This window comes from Kribbella voronezhensis (assembly GCF_004365175.1).
Taxonomy (GTDB): Bacteria; Actinomycetota; Actinomycetes; order Propionibacteriales; family Kribbellaceae; genus Kribbella; species Kribbella voronezhensis.
On sequence record NZ_SOCE01000001.1, the window covers coordinates 3,002,579 to 3,020,693 of the forward strand.

The 18,115-nt window shown below is 68.7% G+C and carries 18 protein-coding genes; 10 read left to right on the top strand and 8 right to left on the bottom strand.

Annotated features, from left to right (window positions below):
- The first annotated feature begins 16 nt into the window (after window positions 1-16).
- Together EV138_RS13745 and EV138_RS13750 are read left to right on the top strand one after the other, a co-directional pair.
- Window positions 17-1,180, top strand: a complete 1,164-nt coding sequence (locus EV138_RS13745; RefSeq protein ID WP_133979283.1) for a hypothetical protein — start codon at window positions 17-19, stop codon at window positions 1,178-1,180.
- 122 nt (window positions 1,181-1,302) lie between these two features.
- Window positions 1,303-2,037 (top strand): metallophosphoesterase family protein, encoded by a 735-nt coding sequence (locus EV138_RS13750; protein ID WP_133979286.1) that lies wholly within the window; start codon window positions 1,303-1,305, stop codon window positions 2,035-2,037.
- A gap of 161 nt (window positions 2,038-2,198) precedes the next feature.
- On the opposite strand, the gene EV138_RS13755 is transcribed toward EV138_RS13750, so the two are convergent.
- The 4 genes from EV138_RS13755 to EV138_RS13770 all read right to left on the bottom strand — a co-directional run bounded on the left by EV138_RS13755 (window position 2,199) and on the right by EV138_RS13770 (window position 5,728).
- A complete protein-coding gene (locus tag EV138_RS13755) occupies window positions 2,199-2,981 on the bottom strand; it encodes a hypothetical protein (protein ID WP_133979288.1) in 783 nt (260 codons plus the stop codon).
- On the bottom strand, window positions 2,978-3,508 hold the full coding sequence (locus EV138_RS13760) for a SigE family RNA polymerase sigma factor (protein WP_133979291.1): 531 nt from the start codon (window positions 3,506-3,508) through the stop codon (window positions 2,978-2,980). Before EV138_RS13760 ends, EV138_RS13755 begins: the two co-directional genes overlap by 4 nt.
- 163 nt (window positions 3,509-3,671) lie before the next feature.
- Window positions 3,672-4,682 (bottom strand): expansin EXLX1 family cellulose-binding protein, encoded by a 1,011-nt coding sequence (locus tag EV138_RS13765; RefSeq protein WP_133979293.1) that lies wholly within the window; start codon window positions 4,680-4,682, stop codon window positions 3,672-3,674.
- A gap of 101 nt (window positions 4,683-4,783) precedes the next feature.
- Window positions 4,784-5,728, bottom strand: a complete 945-nt coding sequence (locus tag EV138_RS13770; protein WP_133979295.1) for an alpha/beta hydrolase — start codon at window positions 5,726-5,728, stop codon at window positions 4,784-4,786.
- Window positions 5,729-5,961: 233 nt separating this feature from the next.
- On the opposite strand from EV138_RS13770, the gene EV138_RS13775 reads away from it, so the two are divergent.
- From EV138_RS13775 to EV138_RS13805, 7 genes are all read left to right on the top strand, one after another.
- Complete coding sequence (locus EV138_RS13775; protein WP_133979297.1) at window positions 5,962-6,528, top strand: TetR/AcrR family transcriptional regulator; 567 nt, start codon at window positions 5,962-5,964, stop codon at window positions 6,526-6,528.
- 162 nt (window positions 6,529-6,690) lie between these two features.
- Window positions 6,691-7,821: a histidine kinase gene (locus EV138_RS13780; RefSeq protein ID WP_112241308.1), complete on the top strand. Its 1,131-nt coding sequence runs from the start codon at window positions 6,691-6,693 to the stop codon at window positions 7,819-7,821.
- Window positions 7,822-7,831: 10 nt separating this feature from the next.
- Window positions 7,832-8,578 carry a LytR/AlgR family response regulator transcription factor gene (locus EV138_RS13785; RefSeq protein WP_133979299.1) on the top strand — a complete coding sequence of 249 codons (747 nt, stop codon included), beginning with the start codon at window positions 7,832-7,834 and terminating at the stop codon, window positions 8,576-8,578.
- Window positions 8,575-8,958: a hypothetical protein gene (locus tag EV138_RS13790; RefSeq protein WP_133979301.1), complete on the top strand. Its 384-nt coding sequence runs from the start codon at window positions 8,575-8,577 to the stop codon at window positions 8,956-8,958. Before EV138_RS13785 ends, EV138_RS13790 begins: the two co-directional genes overlap by 4 nt.
- 32 nt (window positions 8,959-8,990) lie before the next feature.
- The gene (locus tag EV138_RS13795; RefSeq protein WP_238158118.1) at window positions 8,991-10,526 is read left to right on the top strand and encodes a sodium/solute symporter; all 1,536 of its coding nucleotides are present in this window, start codon (window positions 8,991-8,993) and stop codon (window positions 10,524-10,526) included.
- A gap of 271 nt (window positions 10,527-10,797) precedes the next feature.
- A complete protein-coding gene (locus tag EV138_RS13800) occupies window positions 10,798-11,139 on the top strand; it encodes a DUF485 domain-containing protein (RefSeq protein ID WP_133979305.1) in 342 nt (113 codons plus the stop codon).
- Window positions 11,136-12,782: a monocarboxylic acid transporter gene (locus EV138_RS13805; RefSeq protein WP_238158119.1), complete on the top strand. Its 1,647-nt coding sequence runs from the start codon at window positions 11,136-11,138 to the stop codon at window positions 12,780-12,782. Before EV138_RS13800 ends, EV138_RS13805 begins: the two co-directional genes overlap by 4 nt.
- A gap of 90 nt (window positions 12,783-12,872) precedes the next feature.
- Here the strand turns inward: EV138_RS13805 and EV138_RS13810 are convergent, their stop codons facing one another.
- Genes EV138_RS13810 through EV138_RS13815 form a run of 3 tightly spaced genes read right to left on the bottom strand, consistent with a single transcriptional unit; the run spans window position 12,873 to window position 15,403 of the window.
- Window positions 12,873-14,357: a CYTH and CHAD domain-containing protein gene (locus tag EV138_RS13810; RefSeq protein ID WP_133979307.1), complete on the bottom strand. Its 1,485-nt coding sequence runs from the start codon at window positions 14,355-14,357 to the stop codon at window positions 12,873-12,875.
- Window positions 14,358-14,405: 48 nt separating this feature from the next.
- Window positions 14,406-14,573: a hypothetical protein gene (locus EV138_RS37265; RefSeq protein ID WP_166678585.1), complete on the bottom strand. Its 168-nt coding sequence runs from the start codon at window positions 14,571-14,573 to the stop codon at window positions 14,406-14,408.
- On the bottom strand, window positions 14,561-15,403 hold the full coding sequence (locus EV138_RS13815; protein ID WP_133979309.1) for a methyltransferase domain-containing protein: 843 nt from the start codon (window positions 15,401-15,403) through the stop codon (window positions 14,561-14,563). The genes EV138_RS37265 and EV138_RS13815 overlap by 13 nt, the downstream gene beginning before the upstream one ends.
- A gap of 28 nt (window positions 15,404-15,431) precedes the next feature.
- On the opposite strand from EV138_RS13815, the gene EV138_RS13820 reads away from it, so the two are divergent.
- The gene (locus EV138_RS13820) at window positions 15,432-17,141 is read left to right on the top strand and encodes an aminotransferase-like domain-containing protein (RefSeq protein WP_133979311.1); all 1,710 of its coding nucleotides are present in this window, start codon (window positions 15,432-15,434) and stop codon (window positions 17,139-17,141) included.
- Here EV138_RS13820 and EV138_RS13825 read toward each other — a convergent pair whose 3' ends face one another.
- A complete protein-coding gene (locus tag EV138_RS13825; RefSeq protein ID WP_238158120.1) occupies window positions 17,142-18,110 on the bottom strand; it encodes a hypothetical protein in 969 nt (322 codons plus the stop codon).
- Window positions 18,111-18,115: the final 5 nt, after the last annotated feature.

Sequence of the window (18,115 nt, forward strand, 5' to 3'; positions counted from 1 at the left end):
CTTTAGGAGCCTGGCAATGAAGCAGATGAACGGCCGGCTGGTCGTGCTGGTCGCGGCGATCGCAGTGGCCGCCGTAGTGGTCGGCGGCGCCATCGCCTCCCAGCGCGGACCCGAACCGGGCGCGAACTCCGCAGCTCCGCTGACAGCCACCAGCTCGGTCCCGCAGACCCCAGCCGGTACGCCGTCCGCCCAGACGCCACCGGCAACACCGGCAACACCGTCCACCGCCGGCAGGCCGGTGAAGGTGGCGCTGAAGCTGAACAAGCTCAGCAAGGGCCGTGACCCACAGGTGGCGTACCTGGTCGGCCGTGAAGTCCGCGGTGGCGCGGGCGACGTGGTGAAGGTCCCGGGTACCGGGCAGATCCAGGCGATCACCCGGGTCGGCGACGCCGTACTGGCCGTGGTCACCAAAGGCCTCGGCACCGAACTGCTCACCATCCAGTATGACGAGGTCAAGCACACTCCCGATGTCACCTCGATCGTCAGCACCGCGGACGGCAAGGAGGCTGCCTACGCGACCAAGAAGGTCAGCGCCGCCGACGGCGGAGCGATGCAGGGCAGCACTGTCTACGCGACGGTCACCGACGCCGGTCTCCCCGCCGTGAAGAAACTGGAGCTGCCGAACCGCTGGGAGGTCTCGGTGCTCGCCTACCAGGACGGCAAGGTCTACTACCGCGCCTTCACGACCCAGAACTCGCCCACCTGGCAGCTGTACGAATGGGACCCGGCGAACTCGGCTGCCGCCGAAGTCAAGACGGTCACCTCACCGACCGCGCTGTCCCCCGACGGCAGGACGGCCGGAGTACTGACCGTCCTGAACGACAACGGCACCTGCTCTGCCGCCATCGAAGTTGCCAGCGGCAAGAGTCTGTGGCGGACCTGTGAGTATCAGATCAAGGGCTTCACCGCCGACGGCCGGACGGCGATCAGCGGACCGTCACGCGTCGACGGGTACGCCGAGGGGCTGGCCGCCGCGCTCGACGCTCGTACCGGCAGCCTGTTGCGGGAATGGACCGGGTTGTCCTTCCGCCAGACCGTCGCCGAGGACGACCAGCACCTCCTCATCCTCGCCGACGACGGCCCCGAGACGAAGGCTTCTATCCTCCGCTGCACCATCACCACCGGCGCCTGCGAACTCGCCACCCCACTCGCCAAGGGCGAACTCATGATCGGCCGATGAGCGGTCTCGTTCGGTTTGTTCCGGCGTTGGTTCGCTGCGACGTCGGCTGGGTAGCTGGTTGGCGCGTCTGCTGGTAGCAGAGCGGGCGCCAGGCGGCGTCGACTGCGGCCACACTGGTCGGTATGAGCGTTGTGGTGCTGGCCGATATCCACGGAGTACTGCCCGCGTTGGAAGCCGTGCTGGCTGAGCCGGACGTCGCGGGCGCGGAGGTGATCGTGCTGGCCGGCGACATCGCCAGCGGGCCGCAGCCGGTGGAGACGCTGGATCTCCTTGTTTCCTTGGGCGAACGCGCCGTCTGGGTGCGCGGGAACGCGGACCGGGAGCTGGTCGCGATGGCGCGCGGTTCGTTCGAGGGAACCCCACCCGATGCGGTCAGCCCGTGGGCGGCCGAGCAACTGCGTCCCGACCAGGTGGAGCTGCTCGACAACCTGCCGACCACCGTGACGCTCGGCGACACACTCTTCTGCCACGCGACCCCGCGCGACGACGAGGAGATGGTGCTCGTCGACAGCCCGATCTCCCGCTGGACAACGGTACTCACCGGCGTACCGGACGACATCAGAACCATCGTCTGCGGCCACACCCACATGCCCTTCGCCCGGCAGGTCGACCGCCGCCTGGTCGTCAACGCCGGAAGCATCGGCATGCCGTACGGCGCCCCCGGCGCAAGCTGGGCCCTCTTGAACTCGGCAGGTGTCCAACTCCGCCGTACCCACTTCGACCCCGCCCAGGCCGCGGCCACCCTCGCCACCCAGTCGACCTACCCCCACATCGCCTCCTGGTCGCAGGAATACCTCCTCACCACCTACTCAGACACCGAAGCCCTGGAGGCCTTCCGCCCCCGCACGGAAATTTGACCCCACCCACGCACCTCCTCCGTCGGCGCTCCCCACCCCCCCAGCCACGGCACTCCTTCGTCGCGCCTTCCGCTGCCCCAAGCCTGAGCCAGCGGAGTCGACAGTTCTGTCCCAGCACCGTCAGTCGCCGTACCGTCGTTGCCGCCGGTGCGGGGCCATCCTCAGCGAGGTGGGGTGAAGCCTCCCCAGACTTCGCTGGAGGCGCGGGGGGTTTGGGCGTGGACGTGGTAGGTGTCGCGCTTGATCTTGCGGATGCCGGGGGCGTGGTTGTACTGCGCGGCGAACTCGTGCTCGCCGGCCGGCACGGTGTGGCCCGGCTTCAGGGTCCAGCGGTAGAGCAGTGCGCCGCCGGACTCCTGGACGGTGACGGTGAAGTCGTCGCTGGACAGTGTCTGCCAGTTCCCGGTCTTCTGCACACCGCCTGTCTGGGCAATGCGTAGTTCCACGGTGAGTGAGGTGAGCTGCTCGGTGGTCTTGAGGATGAGGTCGTTCTGGGCCCAGTAGAGATTGCTGTGCACGTCGATCGAACCTTGGGATCGCAACGGCCCGTCCTGGAGCCGACTGCCGCCCGATGGAGTCGACCGCGAACTGGGCGCGGTAGTGGCGGGAGCCCGACCGGTGCTCGTGGCGCGCGCCGAGGGCGTCGACGTGGAGGTGACGGTCGGGGATGGGACGGGCGAAGTCGAGGCGACGGCAGGGGGAGCGGCGGCCGGCAGCGACGGAACTCCGCCGATGGCGGCAACGGCCAGACCACCGGTCGCCAGCGTGGCGGCGGCGACGAGGCCGACGATCGCCGCGCGGGGCCATGACCTGGCGATCGAAGGTGTGCGGTGCCGGACGACCGGGTCGGCCATGCCACGCTCGACCCGCGCCAGAATCCTTGGGCGGTTGGGCTCGTGGGCCTCGGCGGCCTCTCGGAGCCGTCGGTTGATCTCCTCGTTCACCGGTTCCTCCTTCCTGCCGCGAGTTCGCCGACTGCTGCTGCGCCGAGCAGCCGTTCCAGCTCGGCCATTCCCTTCGAGGTCTGGCTCTTCACCGTACCGACCGATATGCCCAGCGCCGCGGCGGTGTCCTTCTCCGACAGGTCGAAGGCGTGACGCAGTACTACGCACGCCCGCTTGCGAAACGGCAGCCGGGTGAGTGCGGCCCGCACGTCCAGCACGACCGCAACGTCCGGCCCATCCACCAGTTCCGTACTACGTGACCAGAACAGCGCTACTCGCCGTCGCTCGCGGACCGTACTCCGGATCCGTTCCCGCGCCAGGTTGGCCACTACGCCGCGGGCGTAGGCGACCGGGTGTTGCGCGGCCCGCAGCCGGTCCCAGCGCTGCCACAAGGCGACCAGCGCATCGGCGGCGAGGTCGTCGGCCGCGTCCTTCTCGCCGGTCAGGAGGTGAGCGAGACGAGCCAGTTCGGCGTGGTGGCGTTCGAAGAAGTCGTGGAACTCCGCGGACGCGTCATCGAGGAGCATCTCCCGCGGTCGCCCTCCCCCTGCGATGTGCGCGTTAACAAGAGGCCCGAGCGTAACAGCGCCCCTCTCCGGCTGCCGAACGGCGAACGCCGGTGGAGGCGAGCTCAGCGCCGCCGGCCTCATGGCGCTTCGGTGACGTCCTGACGAGGGACCGGCGGCACGATCAATGCCGCGCGAACTGGACGCCTGTCCGCTGCGCGACGTCCGGTTTGACTGCGATCCCGTTGATGGTCAGCCGCTCACCGTAGATGTCGGTGATCCTGATCGCCTTGCCGCAGCCGCTGCCGTCGGTGGAAAGGAAGTAGTTGTAGTCGGTGCGGTGCAGCTTCCGCCAGCCCTTGGCAGTCTGGACCTCGAGTGCGGCCAGCGGGTTGCGATGACCGATCGCCTGCACACCGCACCAGTACTGACTGGAACCGTCCTTGTATCGAATGGAGATCGTGCCGGACGCAGCGGGGCTCACCAGGGTCCAGGTGATCGGGAGCCGACCGACGGAGAGTTTGGCGAGCTTGGCGAAAGCCTGTTGGCTGAGGTCCAGTTGCCCCGGGGCGCAAGGTAACGGGCACTCGTTGACGATCCGTACCGTGATGGAGGCGCCGTTGGCCGCACGGACCAGGACATGCGCCCCGCAGGCCTTGGCCGACTCGTAGTCGGTGTGGTTCATCGCCGCGATCATGAGGTCGCCGCCGGACGGCCCGTAGAGACAGGCGCCATTGCCGTCACCTGCCTCGTAGGCGGTCGCGACACCGCGGTACCGGACGCCCGGCTTGATCCGTCCCGCCAGCGATCCCGAGGTCGCCGCGGACGGCGTACGCGGAGTGTTGGTAGCCACGCGCGGCGTGCTGGATGCGACGTGCGGGGTAGGAGTAGCCGCAGGCGGACGGCTTGAAGGCGTCGTAGTACGGGGCGATGACTTCGGTCTCGTGAGGGGCGACGGCGTCGGCGCGGTGGTGGCGTCGGCCGTCACGTCTGTGGAGCCGGACCCGGACGGAACCCTCGCCTTGGCACCCGCGACGGACGCGTCGGCAGTACGACGAGGAGCAGCGCCGCCCCTGGTGGGGAGCACGGCGATCAGGCAGACCACCACACCGGCAGCCAGCAGCACGACCGGAATCCCCAAGGCCCACCGCTGCTGCTTCGGCACCTGCGCCGCACCGTGCTTCGTTGTCCTCATATCCATCCGTTCAGTTGACCGAGTCGACGTCCACCCCCAGTTGCCACCCACGGCCAAAAGGTTGCCGCCGCCGGGGAATTGCCTATCGGCGGCAGAGAGACTTACTGGAGGGCGGCGATGATTCCGTCGGCCAGGCCGCCTCGCCAGCAGGCCAGGTCGTGACCACCGCGGTATTCCCTGAACGACACCGCGTGGCCACTGGCCTGCAGGACGTCGCGGAATCGATGATTCTCCGTCAGGAGGTCGCCTTCTTGGCTGCCGACTTCCAGGAAGAACTGTGGCGATCGCGGGCCGGCCTCTTCGTAGGCTGCGATCACCGCCGCGCCGGGCAGCCCGCCGGACTCGTCGCCCGGCCACCAGAGTGCGGCTGATTGGCCGATCACCCACCCGATGCGGTCCGGCGCGACAGCCGCGACATGGAGAGCAGCCAAGCCTCCAAGGCTTTGGCCGGCCAGAACTGTGCGATTGGGGTCGCTGGTCACCGGATAGCTGGTGCGGAGGTACGGCAGCAGCTCGGCCAGAACGAAGTCGACGAACTGGTCCGGATGCGTGAGGCTCTGGATCCGCGTCGGTCCGCGCTCGACGGAACCTTTGATCGACTCGATCAGGACTGCGACGAACGGCGGTACGACGCGATCGGCGACCAGGTTCGCGAACGTGGCCGTGATGCCGATCCGGAGCCAGGAACCGCCGTCGAAGGAGATCACCACCGGCAGTTGCTCCAGCGGCTGATCCGTGGCGGGGGTCCAGATGTGGATGACGGAGTCCCCTAGTTCGACCCGGGTCGACTCTCCCGGCGGTACGGCGGGGCGCCGGGCGACCCAAGGCTGCGGCAGCGCGGCCGGCAGTTCGAGAATCGACGCTGGACCCGGGTTGCCCCACAGAGTCTGGGGTGGCAGGCCCGCGGCGGCGATCGGATCCGGCACGCCGGTCGCAAGAATCTGCAGCCACCGATCCTCGTCCGGCGTCTGTCCACGCAACGGCCGATCGCGAACCGGGCAGAACTGATAGGCCGTCCGCAGGTCGGCGGCAGCTTGGAGGTCCAAGTCCAGCTACCGCCCGGCCCCGGCTCCATCAGGTAGGGGGACAGATCGCCCGCGTCGTAGGCGTCATCGGTCAGGGCAATGAGCCGGACGAGAACGTCGATCGCCGGGTGCGACTGGTCGGTATCAGCCCATCGCAGGGTGACCTCGTGATCGGTGGCAAGGCGCTCGGAGTTAGACATGCTTCGTCGTGCCATGAGACTGTTCGTTTCATCCATGAATCGACGGAGCGACCAATGGACAGCCGATTGCTCGCCGTGGCCACCGAGTTGCTCGACCAGGACGGCTGGACGGCGCTCAGCCTCGACCGGATTGCCGAGCGCGCGGGTGTCTCACGGGCAACGGTCTGGCGAGCCGGACTCACCCGCGCCAACGTCGAACTCGTGCTGAGGCGGAAGCTGGCGGCTGACTACCAGGAACTGATGTGGCATCCGCTGACCATGCCCGGCTCCGGCCTTGATCGCCTCCAGGCAGCGCTCAGATCTCTGTGTGCTGTTGCCGAGCGGAACCTGCCCTTGCTCGCGCACACCGACCTGGCCTTTCACGAGCCGGACCTCGACGCAGCCGGCCTGGAGCTCGACTACTTCGGACCATGGCTGCGAATCCTCGAACAGGCCGCCGCCGACGGAAGCCTCCCACCGGTCGACAACCCGACGAGATTCGTCGTGGCCCTGACCGACGCCCTGCTACTCACCTATGTCCACCTCCGCGCCCACCACAGCACCTACGGCTGGACCCCCGACAGCACAGCCGACCACCTGATCACCCTCCTCACCCACGGCTACCTCCCCCGCTCGGGCTGATCGCTGAACCCGGCTGATCGGTGAACCCGCTCGGGGCGAGGCAGCGAGAGGCGTGACTTAGGAGCGCCGTAGCTGGGGGTGGGGAGCGCCGACACAGGAGGCGCGTGGGCGGGATCGCGCCGCTCTCCCCTGTTACAGCCTCTCAGCGGTTACCGTCGGGGCATGTTTGCTCGGCGGCGGAAGCATTTTGGGACTCCGGCTGACAAGGCGACGTATGCGACGCTGCATACCGCCTCGTTGGCTACGCCGAGTTTGCGGGAGGGGTTGACGCCGGAGGCGGCGGGTAAGGCGAGCAAGCATCTGCGGGACCTGCTCGGTACTGCGGCGATCGCGATCTGCGATTCGTCCGGCGTACTCGCCTGGGACGGGGTCGGCGGGCCGTACGAGTCCAACCATCGTGTGGACGCCAAGTCCATCGCCGCGCACACCCTGCGCACTGGGCGGACCGCAGTACTCGGTGCTCATGATGTGGCCTGCAAAGACCCACAATGCCCGATCCGTACTGCGGTGGTCGCTCCGATCGTCACCGAAGAACGCGTAGTCGCGGTACTGGTTGCGTACAGCCCCCGCTCGTCGGCTGCGCTCGTCCGCGCAACCGAGGAGGTAGCCCGCTGGGTCTCCGGCCAAGTGGAGCTGGCGGAGCTCAACAAGGAACGCACCCGCGCGATGGAGGCCGAACTCAGGGCGCTCCGGGCCCAGATCAGCCCGCACTTCATCTACAACGCGCTGGCCGCGATCGCCTCGTTCGTGCGGACGGATCCGGAGCGGGCCCGTGAGCTCCTGCTCGAGTTCGCCGACTTCTCCCGGTACGCCTTGCGCAGGGGCGGCGAGTTCACCGCGCTGTCCGATGAACTGCGCAATGTCGAGCGCTATCTCGTCCTGGAGCAGGCGCGCTTCGGTGAGCGCCTGACCGTATCGCTGCTGATCGCGCCCGAAGTACTGGCTGTCGCCATCCCCTACCTGGTCGTCCAGCCGCTGGTCGAGAACGCCGTACGGCACGGACTGGAAGGCAGTACCGGCGTCGGGCGGATCACCATCCGCGCGCTCGACCGCGGTTCCGAAGCGGAGATCAGCGTCGAGGACGACGGCGCCGGCAGCGACCCGGAAGTCATCCGCGCAGCTCTGGCCGGCGAGCCGAGCGGCGACTCGATCGGCCTCGGCAACGTCGACTCCCGGCTGCGGCAGGTGTACGGCGACGCGTACGGCCTGGTGGTGGAAACGGCTCCGGACGCCGGCACGAAGGTAAGTTTCCGAGTGCCCAAATACTCCTCAGGCGTGCATGCGTCCCCTTAGTCTGTGCGCCATGACCGACTCTCCGTTACGCGCGCTCGTTGCTGATGACGAGGAGCCTGCGCTGGCCGAGTTGGTCTATCTGCTGCGGCAGGACGAGCGGATCGGCGAGATCCAGACCGCGTCCAACGGGCCCGAGGCGCTGAAGATCCTGCAAGCGGCCGATCTGGACGTGGTGTTCTGCGACATCAAGATGCCCGGCCTGGACGGCATCGACCTGGCCCGGGTGCTGTCCAAGTTCGCCAAGCCGCCGCGGATCGTCTTCGTCACCGCATACGACGAGCATGCCGTCGACGCCTTCGATCTGAACGCGACCGACTACGTGATGAAGCCGGTCCGCGCCGAGCGTCTGACCGAAGCCGTACGCCGGGTGGTCAGCGCCGGTACGCCGACCGCTCAGCCGCCGCCGATCGACACAGGAGACGAAACCATCCCGGTCGAGCTCGCGGGCGTGACCCGATTCGTCCAGCGTTCCACCGTGCGGTACGTCGAGGCGCAGGGCGACTACGCGCGCCTGCACACCGGCCAGAACTCGCACCTGGTCCGGATCCCGCTCAGCACGCTGGAGGAGCGCTGGCGCGACGCCGGGTTCACCCGGATCCACCGCAGTACGTTGGTGGCGCTGGCCCACGTCGACGAGATGCGCGTCGACGGCGGTCGCTGTGCGGTCCGCGTCGGCAACGACTGGTTGCCGGTCAGCCGCCGGCACACCCGCGAACTGCGCGACCTGCTGGTCCGGTCGACCTCGCTGCGGGGATGAGTACGCCGGCGGAGGGACCGCGTCGGGTTCGGGTGACGAGCCCTCGGACGAGTGCGGCCCGCCGCCCCAGTACGCCGGCAGGCACCCGCGAGATCGACGAGCAGACCCGCCTCGGCGAGGTCTACATGCACTCGCTGATCCAGTCCCAGCTCCGCCTCGCCCTCGCCGTGGTCGCCGGGGCCGCAGTCGTACTCGGCGGACTCCCGCTGCTGTTCGCCCTGCTGCCGGCCACTCGCAAACTACTGATCCTCGGCATCCCTCTCCCCTGGATCCTGCTGGTCTTCGTCGTCTACCCGGTGGTCTACGTATCGGCCCGGATCTACGTCCGCAACGCCGAGCGGATCGAAGCCGAGTTCACCGAGTTCGTCGGGCGGAAATGATGCCGGCCCGGAGGAATTAGATGTCATCGGCAATGAGTTTGACCGCCATCGGTTTGGTGATCGCGGCAACCATCGGGATCGGCCTGTTCGGGCTCCGGATCTCCCGTACCACCAGCGATTTCTACGTCGCCAGCCGGGCCGTGTCGCCGCGCTGGAACGCCTCCGCGATCAGCGGCGAATACTTGTCGGCGGCCTCTTTCCTCGGTGTCGCGGGCCTGGTCCTGGTGAACGGCGCCGACATGTTGTGGTTCTCGGTCGGTTACACCGTCGGCTATCTCATGCTGCTGGTACTGATCGCCGCGCCGCTGCGCCGCTCGGGCGCCTACACGCTGCCGGACTTCGCCGAGACCCGGTTCGAGTCCGCGGTGGTTCGGCGACTCTGTTCGGGCCTGGTGGCCGGAATCGGCTCGCTCTATCTACTGCCGCAGCTTCGCGGCGCCGGACTGACCTTCCATGCCGTCACAGGAGCTCCGCCGGCCGTCGGGGCCGCAATCGTCGCGGCGATCGTGGTGATCAACGTCGCTGCCGGCGGGATGCGCTCAATCACCTTCGTCCAGGCCTTCCAGTACTGGCTGAAACTCACCGCGCTGGCCGTTCCGATCTTCGTCATCCTGATCACCTGGCGATCGATGGACCACCCGGTCGGGCTGCTCGACTCGCTCCAGGGCGCAGGTTCGGAATGGGCCGAACCCCTTTCCCACGCCGGCGGCCGGGACCACCCGCTCTACGCCACCTATTCGTTGCTCTTGGCCCTTTGTTTCGGCACGATGGGCCTGCCGCACGTCCTGGTTCGCTTCTACACCAACCCCGACGGGCGGGCCGCGCGCCGGACGACCGTCGTCGTCCTGGCTCTGCTCGGGCTGTTCTACCTGTTCCCGCCCCTGTACGCCGTACTCGGCCGATCCTTCGCGGCCGACCTCATCGGGACGTCACCCGACACCGTCGTCCTCGAACTGCCCAGCCGGATCTTCGCCGGCACGACCGGGGACCTGCTCGGAGCACTGCTGGCCGCCGGTGCGTTCGCGGCGTTCCTGTCGACCTCGTCCGGGCTCACGGTCGCGATCGCCGGGGTGATCGACCAGGACCTGCTCCGGTCCCGGCTGCACCGGCTGACCGGTGGCGATTACCTTGCAGTGAACAGTTTCCGGATCGCGGCCCTGCTCGCGATCGCCGTCCCGTACCTCGCCTTCAACCTCACCAAAGCACTCAGTCTCGCCGACACGGTCGGGCTCGCGTTCGCCGTCGCCGCGTCGACCTTCTGTCCTCTGCTGGTGCTGGGGATCTGGTGGCGCAAGATGTCCGTCCCCGGTGCCGCGGCCGGGCTCGTGGTCGGTGGAGTCGCCGCGATCACCGCCGTCCTGGTGAACGTGATCGGACCACCGTCCGGCGGCTGGCCGAAGGCGCTGTTCGGCCAGCCTGCCGCCTGGACGATGCCGCTCGCGTTCCTGACGGTCGTCGTGGTGTCGAAGCTGACCCCTGAGCGCATCCCCCGCGGCACCGCCCGCAGCATGGTCCGCCTACACACCCCCGAAGCCGTCGACGTCGACCGAGGTCTCCCCTCCGCCTGACAACGCGCTGCCGGCGCCCGCCAACCGCCGACCGGGCGTACGCAGTACGAGGATGGACCGCTCGCCGGGCGATCGCAGTACGGCGTGCTTCCGTTCGTCGCGGGTTTTCGACCGCTCGTCGCGGAGACGGGCACCGTCGGGCGAGGGGGCGGGGCCGCTGGGCGCTCGAGGCGTGTGCGTGCTGTCGGGCGACCGTGACCTGGGCCACAGTTTGGCCAACAACCCTGCGCGCCGGTCTCCGCCCGGCCCGAGATTCGTCTGGAGGTCCGCGATGAGCGATACGCGTCGCGCGGGCGATCCGGAACTGACGACGTACCGGGATGTCCAGCTGTCACCGGACTTCTCCGAACTGCGCCGCCGCTTCCGCCGCTTCGTGTTCCCGATGACCGGCCTGTTCCTGGTCTGGTACTTCGTCTATGTCCTGCTCGCCGACTACGCCCACGGCTTCATGTCGCACCGGGTCGGCGGGAACATCACCGTCGCCCTGCTGTTCGGGCTCGGCCAGTTCGTCTCCACCTTCGCGATCACGATGATCTACGTCCGCTGGGCCGACAAGGAGATCGACCCGCCGGCCGAGCGGATGCGGAACCTGATCGAAGGTGAGGACCTGTGAGCGCGCCCCTGATGTTGCCGTTGGCAACCGATATCGGCAACCCGACCGTCAACATCGTGATCTTCGCGCTGTTCGTGGTGGCCACCCTCCTGATCGTGATCCGGGCCTCGCGCAACAACCGGACCGCGGCCGACTACTACGCGGGCGGCCGGTCCTTCACCGGCCCGCAGAACGGCATCGCCATCGCCGGCGACTACCTCTCGGCCGCCTCGTTCCTCGGCATCGCCGGTGCGATCGCGGTCAACGGGTACGACGGTTTCCTGTACTCGATCGGTTTCCTGGTCGCCTGGCTGGTGGCTCTCCTGCTGGTCGCCGAACTGCTCCGGAACACCGGCCGCTTCACCATGGCCGACGTGTTGTCGTTCCGGCTCAAGGAGCGGCCGGTCCGGATGGCTGCGGCCATCTCCACGCTGGTGGTCAGCTTCTTCTACCTGCTCGCCCAGATGGCCGGCGCGGGCGGCCTCGTCGCGCTCCTGCTCGGTGTCTCGCACCGCGCCGGACAGAACATCGTCATCGCCGTCGTCGGCCTGCTGATGATCACCTACGTCCTGGTCGGCGGAATGAAGGGCACCACCTGGGTGCAGATCGTCAAGGCCGTCCTGCTGGTGATCGGCGCCGGCATCATGACGTTCTGGGTGCTGGCGAAGTACACCTTCAACCTGTCCGCACTGCTCGGCGCGGCGGTGGACAAGAGCCCGGCCGCAGGCGAGAAGCTGCTCAGCCCGGGACTGCAGTACGGCGCGACGGGGGTCAGCAAGCTCGACTTCATCTCGCTCGCCCTGGCCCTGGTGCTCGGAACGGCCGGTCTGCCGCACGTGCTGATGCGCTTCTACACCGTGCCGAACTCGCGAGAGGCCCGGCGCAGTGTCAGCTGGGCGATCTGGATCATCGGCATCTTCTACCTGTTCACGCTGGTCCTCGGGTACGGCGCGGCCGCGCTGGTCGGGCCGGACCGGATCAAGGCAGCACCGGGCAAGGCGAACTCGGCCGCGCCACTGCTGGCCTTCGAGCTCGGCGGCGAACTCCTGCTCGGGGTGATCTCCGCGGTGGCCTTCGCCACCATCCTGGCGGTCGTCGCCGGGCTGACGATCACCGCCAGTACGTCGTTCGCCCACGACGTCTACGGCCAGGTGATCAAGAAGGGCCAGATCAGCGGCAACAACGAGGTCCGGGTGGCCCGGATCACGGCGGTCGTGATCGGCATCGTCGCGATCATCGGCGGCATCTTCGCCAACGGGCAGAACATCGCCTTCCTGGTGGCGCTGGCGTTCGCGGTGGCGGCCAGTGCGAACCTGCCGACGATCCTGTACTCGCTGTTCTGGCGGCGCTTCAACACCCGCGGCGCGCTCTGGAGCATCTACGGCGGCCTGGCGTCCGCGATCATCCTGATCGCGTTCTCCCCGGTCGTGTCCGGCAAGGTCGACAAGAAGACCCACGCCAGCCTGTCGATGATCACCGACACCGGGATCGACTTCCACTGGTTCCCGCTGGACAACCCCGGCATCGTGTCGATCCCGCTGGCGTTCCTGCTCGGCATCATCGGCACGCTCACCAGCAAGGAAGCGGTGAACGTCGACAAGTTCGCCGAGATGGAGGTCCGCTCACTCACCGGCGCCGGCGCGGAGAAGGCCGTGCAGCACTGAGACCTGTCAGGCAGGTTCTGCTGGTTCGACGCGAACCTGCCTGACAGCACCACCCGCTGAGGAGCCCCTGGCAGCCGGCCAGGGGCTCTCTCATTTGACCGTGGGCCAGAGCTCGAGGAACTCCCGGTACGAACGCTCGCCGCGGTACTCCTCGGCGGCGTGCAGTCGCCCGAAGGTAAAGGCATTGCCGCCGGACAGGTGGACCTCGACAGCCAACTGGCGAAGCAATTCCCGGCCGACCACGCTGTCCTGGTGGTCACCGAGGACCTCCTGGACCTGCTCGGCCCGGCCGGCCAACTCCGTGGCCTCCGAACCAAGCACCGGCTCGGCCGACTCCGCGGCGTACCGGAGTCGCTTGGCTGCCTTGCGTACTTCGTGCAGCTCGTGATCCCGCGCCACCGGATCCTCGGCGGACTCCATCCGGCGGACGGCCTTTCGCATCCGCTTCCAGTCGTGCTCAAGGATCGCTGGAAGCTGCTTGGCCGCCTTCCGCTCGTCGCCGGTCAGCGGTGGGTTCGCGATCAGCTCGTCCAGCGAATCGAGCAGGCGGAAGTACCGCGCACTCTCCAGCGCGGCCAGCGCATCGACCCGGGCTGCCTTGTAGACGGCCCGCAGGTGATCGTCGATCGCACCGGCGACGCGGCCCATCACCAGCTCGGCCGGCTGCTCCGCGACGACACCGGCCAGGTGCTCCCGCAGTACTTCGGCGTCGCGCGCCCCGCCGAGCTCCCCGGCGAGCCATTTCAGCTCCGCCCGGATCGCGTCTCCGGCTTCGCGATCCACCACGGGGCGGTAGCTGGCCAGCGCCGACCGAAGGCGCCGGGTGGCGACGCGCATCTTGTGGATCGAGTCGGGCAGGTCCCGGCGGACTTCGGGATCGCGCAAGCGGATCGCCTCGACCTGCGCACCGGCGTACAGGCGGAAGAGGTCGGCGGTGAGCGGCTTCTTCGGCAACTCCCACTCGACCGGCTCCGGGATCCGCGAACCGAGCGCCCGGGCGAGTTTGCTCGGGCCCGCTGCCGGTGTCGCGCCGGCGTCGCGCAGCAGCGGCTCGGCGGCTTCGACCAGCTCGGGACCGCCGTTGACGAGCTCGAGTTCCCACTCCCGCCAGCGATCCGGCTCGGCCCCCTCGATCTCGGCGGTCACGTGGTCGTCGGCGAGTTCGGCGAGCACTTCGCCGTCGGCGTCCAGCAGCCGGTGCACGATCCGGTGGGTCCGCAGGATGACCACCGGAGCGAGTTCGCGGTCGCGGACGTGCACCCGGACTGTTCTGATCACCTGCAGCGGCACCTTCCGGACCGCGCGGCCGAGCGGATGACGGATCTCCAGCCGGCCGGCTTCGGAGCTGGGGAGCTTCACGTGCCAGCCGTCGTCCTCGCCGCCGGTGCGTCTGCGCAGGGTCACCTTGTTCGAGGCCAGAGCCAGGTCGGCCGTGTCGAAGTACACCGCCTCCAGGTCGAGCTCGACCGGTTGGGCGACGCTCGCGACGCCGGGCAGCTCGTGCAGAGCCGGCAAGATCGCGTGCTCGTCGACGTCGTACTTGGTCTCGATCTCCAACTGCTCGGTCGCGGCCATAGTCCCCTGTCTACCAGCCCGGACCAATGCGCCCCACCCTGTCGCGCGTCACAGTTCGCGCCCGGCCGTCGCCTGCAGTTCGGCGATCACCCGCTCTGTGTCGCGATCCTGGACGTCAGAGCTGCCGGACGTGCGCGGACGGGGGTGTGGTTGTCGGCGGCGGTTGCGTTCGAGGGCAGCGACGACGATCGCGGAGATGAGGATCAGCCAGACCACGAGCCGGCTCCCCCGGTATCCGCGGCCTTGATTCCGACGGCTTTGAAGAACGTGTAGTGGAACGTGCCGCCGGGTTCGGCCGCGCGTTCCAGGTCGCGAATCCCCTGCTCCCATTGGGCTTCTGTCCGTAGACCTCTGGTGAGGGAGCGTTCGCGGACCGACTCGACCATCGCGATGAAGGTCTTGCGGGTGAACCCGTCGACCAGGTGCGGCAGCGTCTCGTCGGCGTACACCGTGCGCGGGCGGGCACTGACCTCGTCGTACCCGGCCTCCGCCAGTAGCGGTTGCAGTCGTCGCCCGATCAGCGCGTCGCCACCCGCCTCGGCCTGGAGTTCGACCAGGCAATCGATCACGCGTTGCGCCGCCGGACTGCGCGGGTGGAAGAACGCCGACTCGTGATCGCCTTCGATGACGGTGATCGACCCGCCCGGCCGTAGCAGTCGGCGCAAGCTCGCCAGTGCCTCGGCCGGTTGTGGCAGGTGCTCGAGCACGAAACAGACGAAGAGGTGGTCGAAGGTCTGGTCCTCGAAGGGCAGCGCCAGCAGATCGCCCTGCAGCCATTCGACGTGAGCTTGTGGAGCCGCCGCGGCGACTCGTGCTTTGGCATGCGCGAGCGATTCCTCGGAGATGTCGACGGCGGTGAGCCGGATGCCCGGACTCCTCGTCACCAGTTGCACGGTCTGCGCGCCGACGCCGCAGCCCACCTCCAGCACCTTGCTGCCCGGCTCGTACTGCGTATCGCCGTGCAGCAGGTCGGCCAAAGTACCCGCTTGGTCGGTCAGTCGGCATGTCTCGGCGGTCGTGTATCCGTGGACGTAATCGATTCCCATAACTCCACTCTGGCGTCACAATGGTCTAGTGAACAGGTCCATACCGGGTGCGATCAGTAGGTCCAAAAGCGGAGCCGACTTCCTGCAGTTGTCGCTCGGCGACGTCCCGGCGGGCGGGTTGGCCAACTGGCTGGCGTCGCAGCTCCGGGCTGCCATCTCCGACGGCCGCCTCCCGATCGGCAGCCGGCTACCGGCAACCCGGGTGCTGGCGGCCGAGCTGCGGGTCTCCCGAGGTGTCGTCACCGAGGCCTACCAGCGCCTCACCGAAGACGGCCACATCGCCGGCCGTGGCCGAGCCGGCACCACCGTCGTAGCCGCCCCACTCGACGACACCACCACGTCGCCGGCAAACCCCGGCAATGGTCGCGCCAGGCCCGCGGGCGGCGCTGGGTTGGCGGCCGGCGGTGGATCGGCGGCGGCCGGCGGGTCGGCGCACGGCGCCGGGGCGGGGAGCGACGGCAGATCGGCGCACGGCGCCGGGGCGGGGAGCGACGGCAGGTCGACGCACGGCGCCGGGGCGGGGAGCGACGGAGGGTCGGCGCAGGCCAGCAGGGCCGGGAGCGACGGCGGGGCGGCGGATGGCGCCGGGGTGGCGGGGGCGGTGGTGGGTGAGCCGGGGCTGGATGTGTTCGATGTGATGCGGGCAGTGCCTGCTCGGCTCGATCTCACGCCGGGGGTGCCTGATCTGGCCGCTTTTCCGCGGGCGGCCTGGCTGAAGGCGGAGCGGGCCGTGCTGAACGACCTGGCCGCGGCCGAGTTCGGTTACGGCGAACCAGCCGGTACGCCGAGGCTGCGGCGGGCCGTTGCGACCTGGCTCGCGCGCAACCGTGGCATCAAGGCCGATCCGGACGACCTCATCATCGTCGCCGGCGTCGCCCAGGCGCTCGGCCTGATCGCCCAGGTCCTCAAGGACGAGGGGACGACCGAGCTCGCGGTCGAGGATCCCGGGTCGCTCGGATCACGCCAGCACTTGCAGAACCACGGGATGCGGACGACGCCGATCCCGGTCGACTCCGACGGGCTCTGTGTCGATCAACTCCGCGCGACGGGAGCGCGCGTAGTACTGGCGACTCCTGCGCATCAGTTCCCGATGGGTGTCGTGCTTGGTGGGGAACGGCGGCGGCAGTTGATTCAGTGGGCAGCGGAGGGTGGGTTGATCGTCGAGGACGACTACGACGCGGAACACCGGTACGACCGGCCTCCGGTTCCCGCGTTGCACGCGATGCTCACCGACCGGGTGATCTACACAGGCAGCGTCTCGAAGCTGCTCGCGCCGTCGCTCCGCATCGGATGGATGCTGGCGCCGCCGCAGTACAAGGAGGCTCTGATCCGCGCCAAACGCCTTGCAGACCTGGGAAACGCGAGCCTGCCTCAACTGGTGCTCGCCCAGCTGATGGACTCAGGCGACCTGGAACGCCAGCTCCGCTACGTCCGCCGCCGTCACCGGCAACGCCGCGACGCCATCATCGATGCCATCGGCAACCACTTGCCCACGGCAACAGTCCACGGCGCCGCCGCCGGCCTGCACCTCACCATCACCTTCGACACCCCACTGGACGACGTCGCCCTCGCCAGCTCCGCCCTGGCCCTGGGTGTCAAAACCCAACCCCTCTCCTGGCACGCCCAAACCCCCACCCCACCAGGCCTCGTCCTCGGCTACGCAGCCCGCACCCCCACCGACCTCACCGAAGCCATCACCACCCTCACCACCGCCCTCCACCAAACAACCACCAGCTGATCAGCGGGTGTAGAGGCTGTTGATGGAGAGGGCGAAGGCGACCATGGTGTCGGGGTCGGGGTGGGCGATGCCGATCGGGATCAGGTCGACGAGTTTGCCGGTGCCGACGCGGATGGTGCCGCGGCCGGTGGTGGTGTCGACGTAGCCCTCGTCGCCGAGGGGGACGGACATCGAGGTGGGTGCTTTGCGGATCGGGACCATCGCCGCTTCGGCGTCCGTGACCCGGCGGGCGGTGGTGTAGAGGACGCCGGTCGCGGTGATCCAGCCGCAGACGGGGTCGCCGGCGGAAGTCTCGCTGTCGCGGCGGATGATCGCCGGGGCACCCATTACCTTGGCGGCCTTGGTGGTCCCCCGCTCGCACTCCGGGCGGGCGATCACCGGCGCAGGATCAGGCAACCCGGGCGCCTGCCGGACGGCTTCCTGCCCGAGTACGACGTACTTCGCCGGCGTCGCCGGAGGTCCGCTCACCTTCACAAGCCGCCCACCGAGCAGGAAGACCACAAACCGGCTCGTCCCGAACCCACCCGAGCCCAGTGTCACCGGCTTGGCGGGTTCCGCTCGAGTCGCGGCGTACGCCTTCTGCGCCGCCGCCAGCTCCGTCTTGGTCGCCGGCAGAACGGACACGCCCATCCGCAGTACCGGACCGTTCGAGGCGGTGCTCAGCGCGAGCTGACACACGTCGTACGTCGGCAGGCCGAAGTCGGCCGGGAGCTGCTTCGGCTGGATCTCCACCACCGGTACGCCGAGCGTCGTGCGCACCAGCGTCTGGTCGACCCGCGTGCACAACGTGTCGGCCACCTTCGACGTCGCCGGATCACTCGGGGTGGGAGTCGGCGTCGGTGTGGGTGTCTCCGTCGTCGGGACCGAGACCAGCGGCGGCACGTTCGGCGCGTCCTCGTTCCCCGGCCCGCTGCAACCAGCAAGCAACGCGGCTACCCCAAGGAGCCCTACTACCGAACGCATGCGCATGGTCA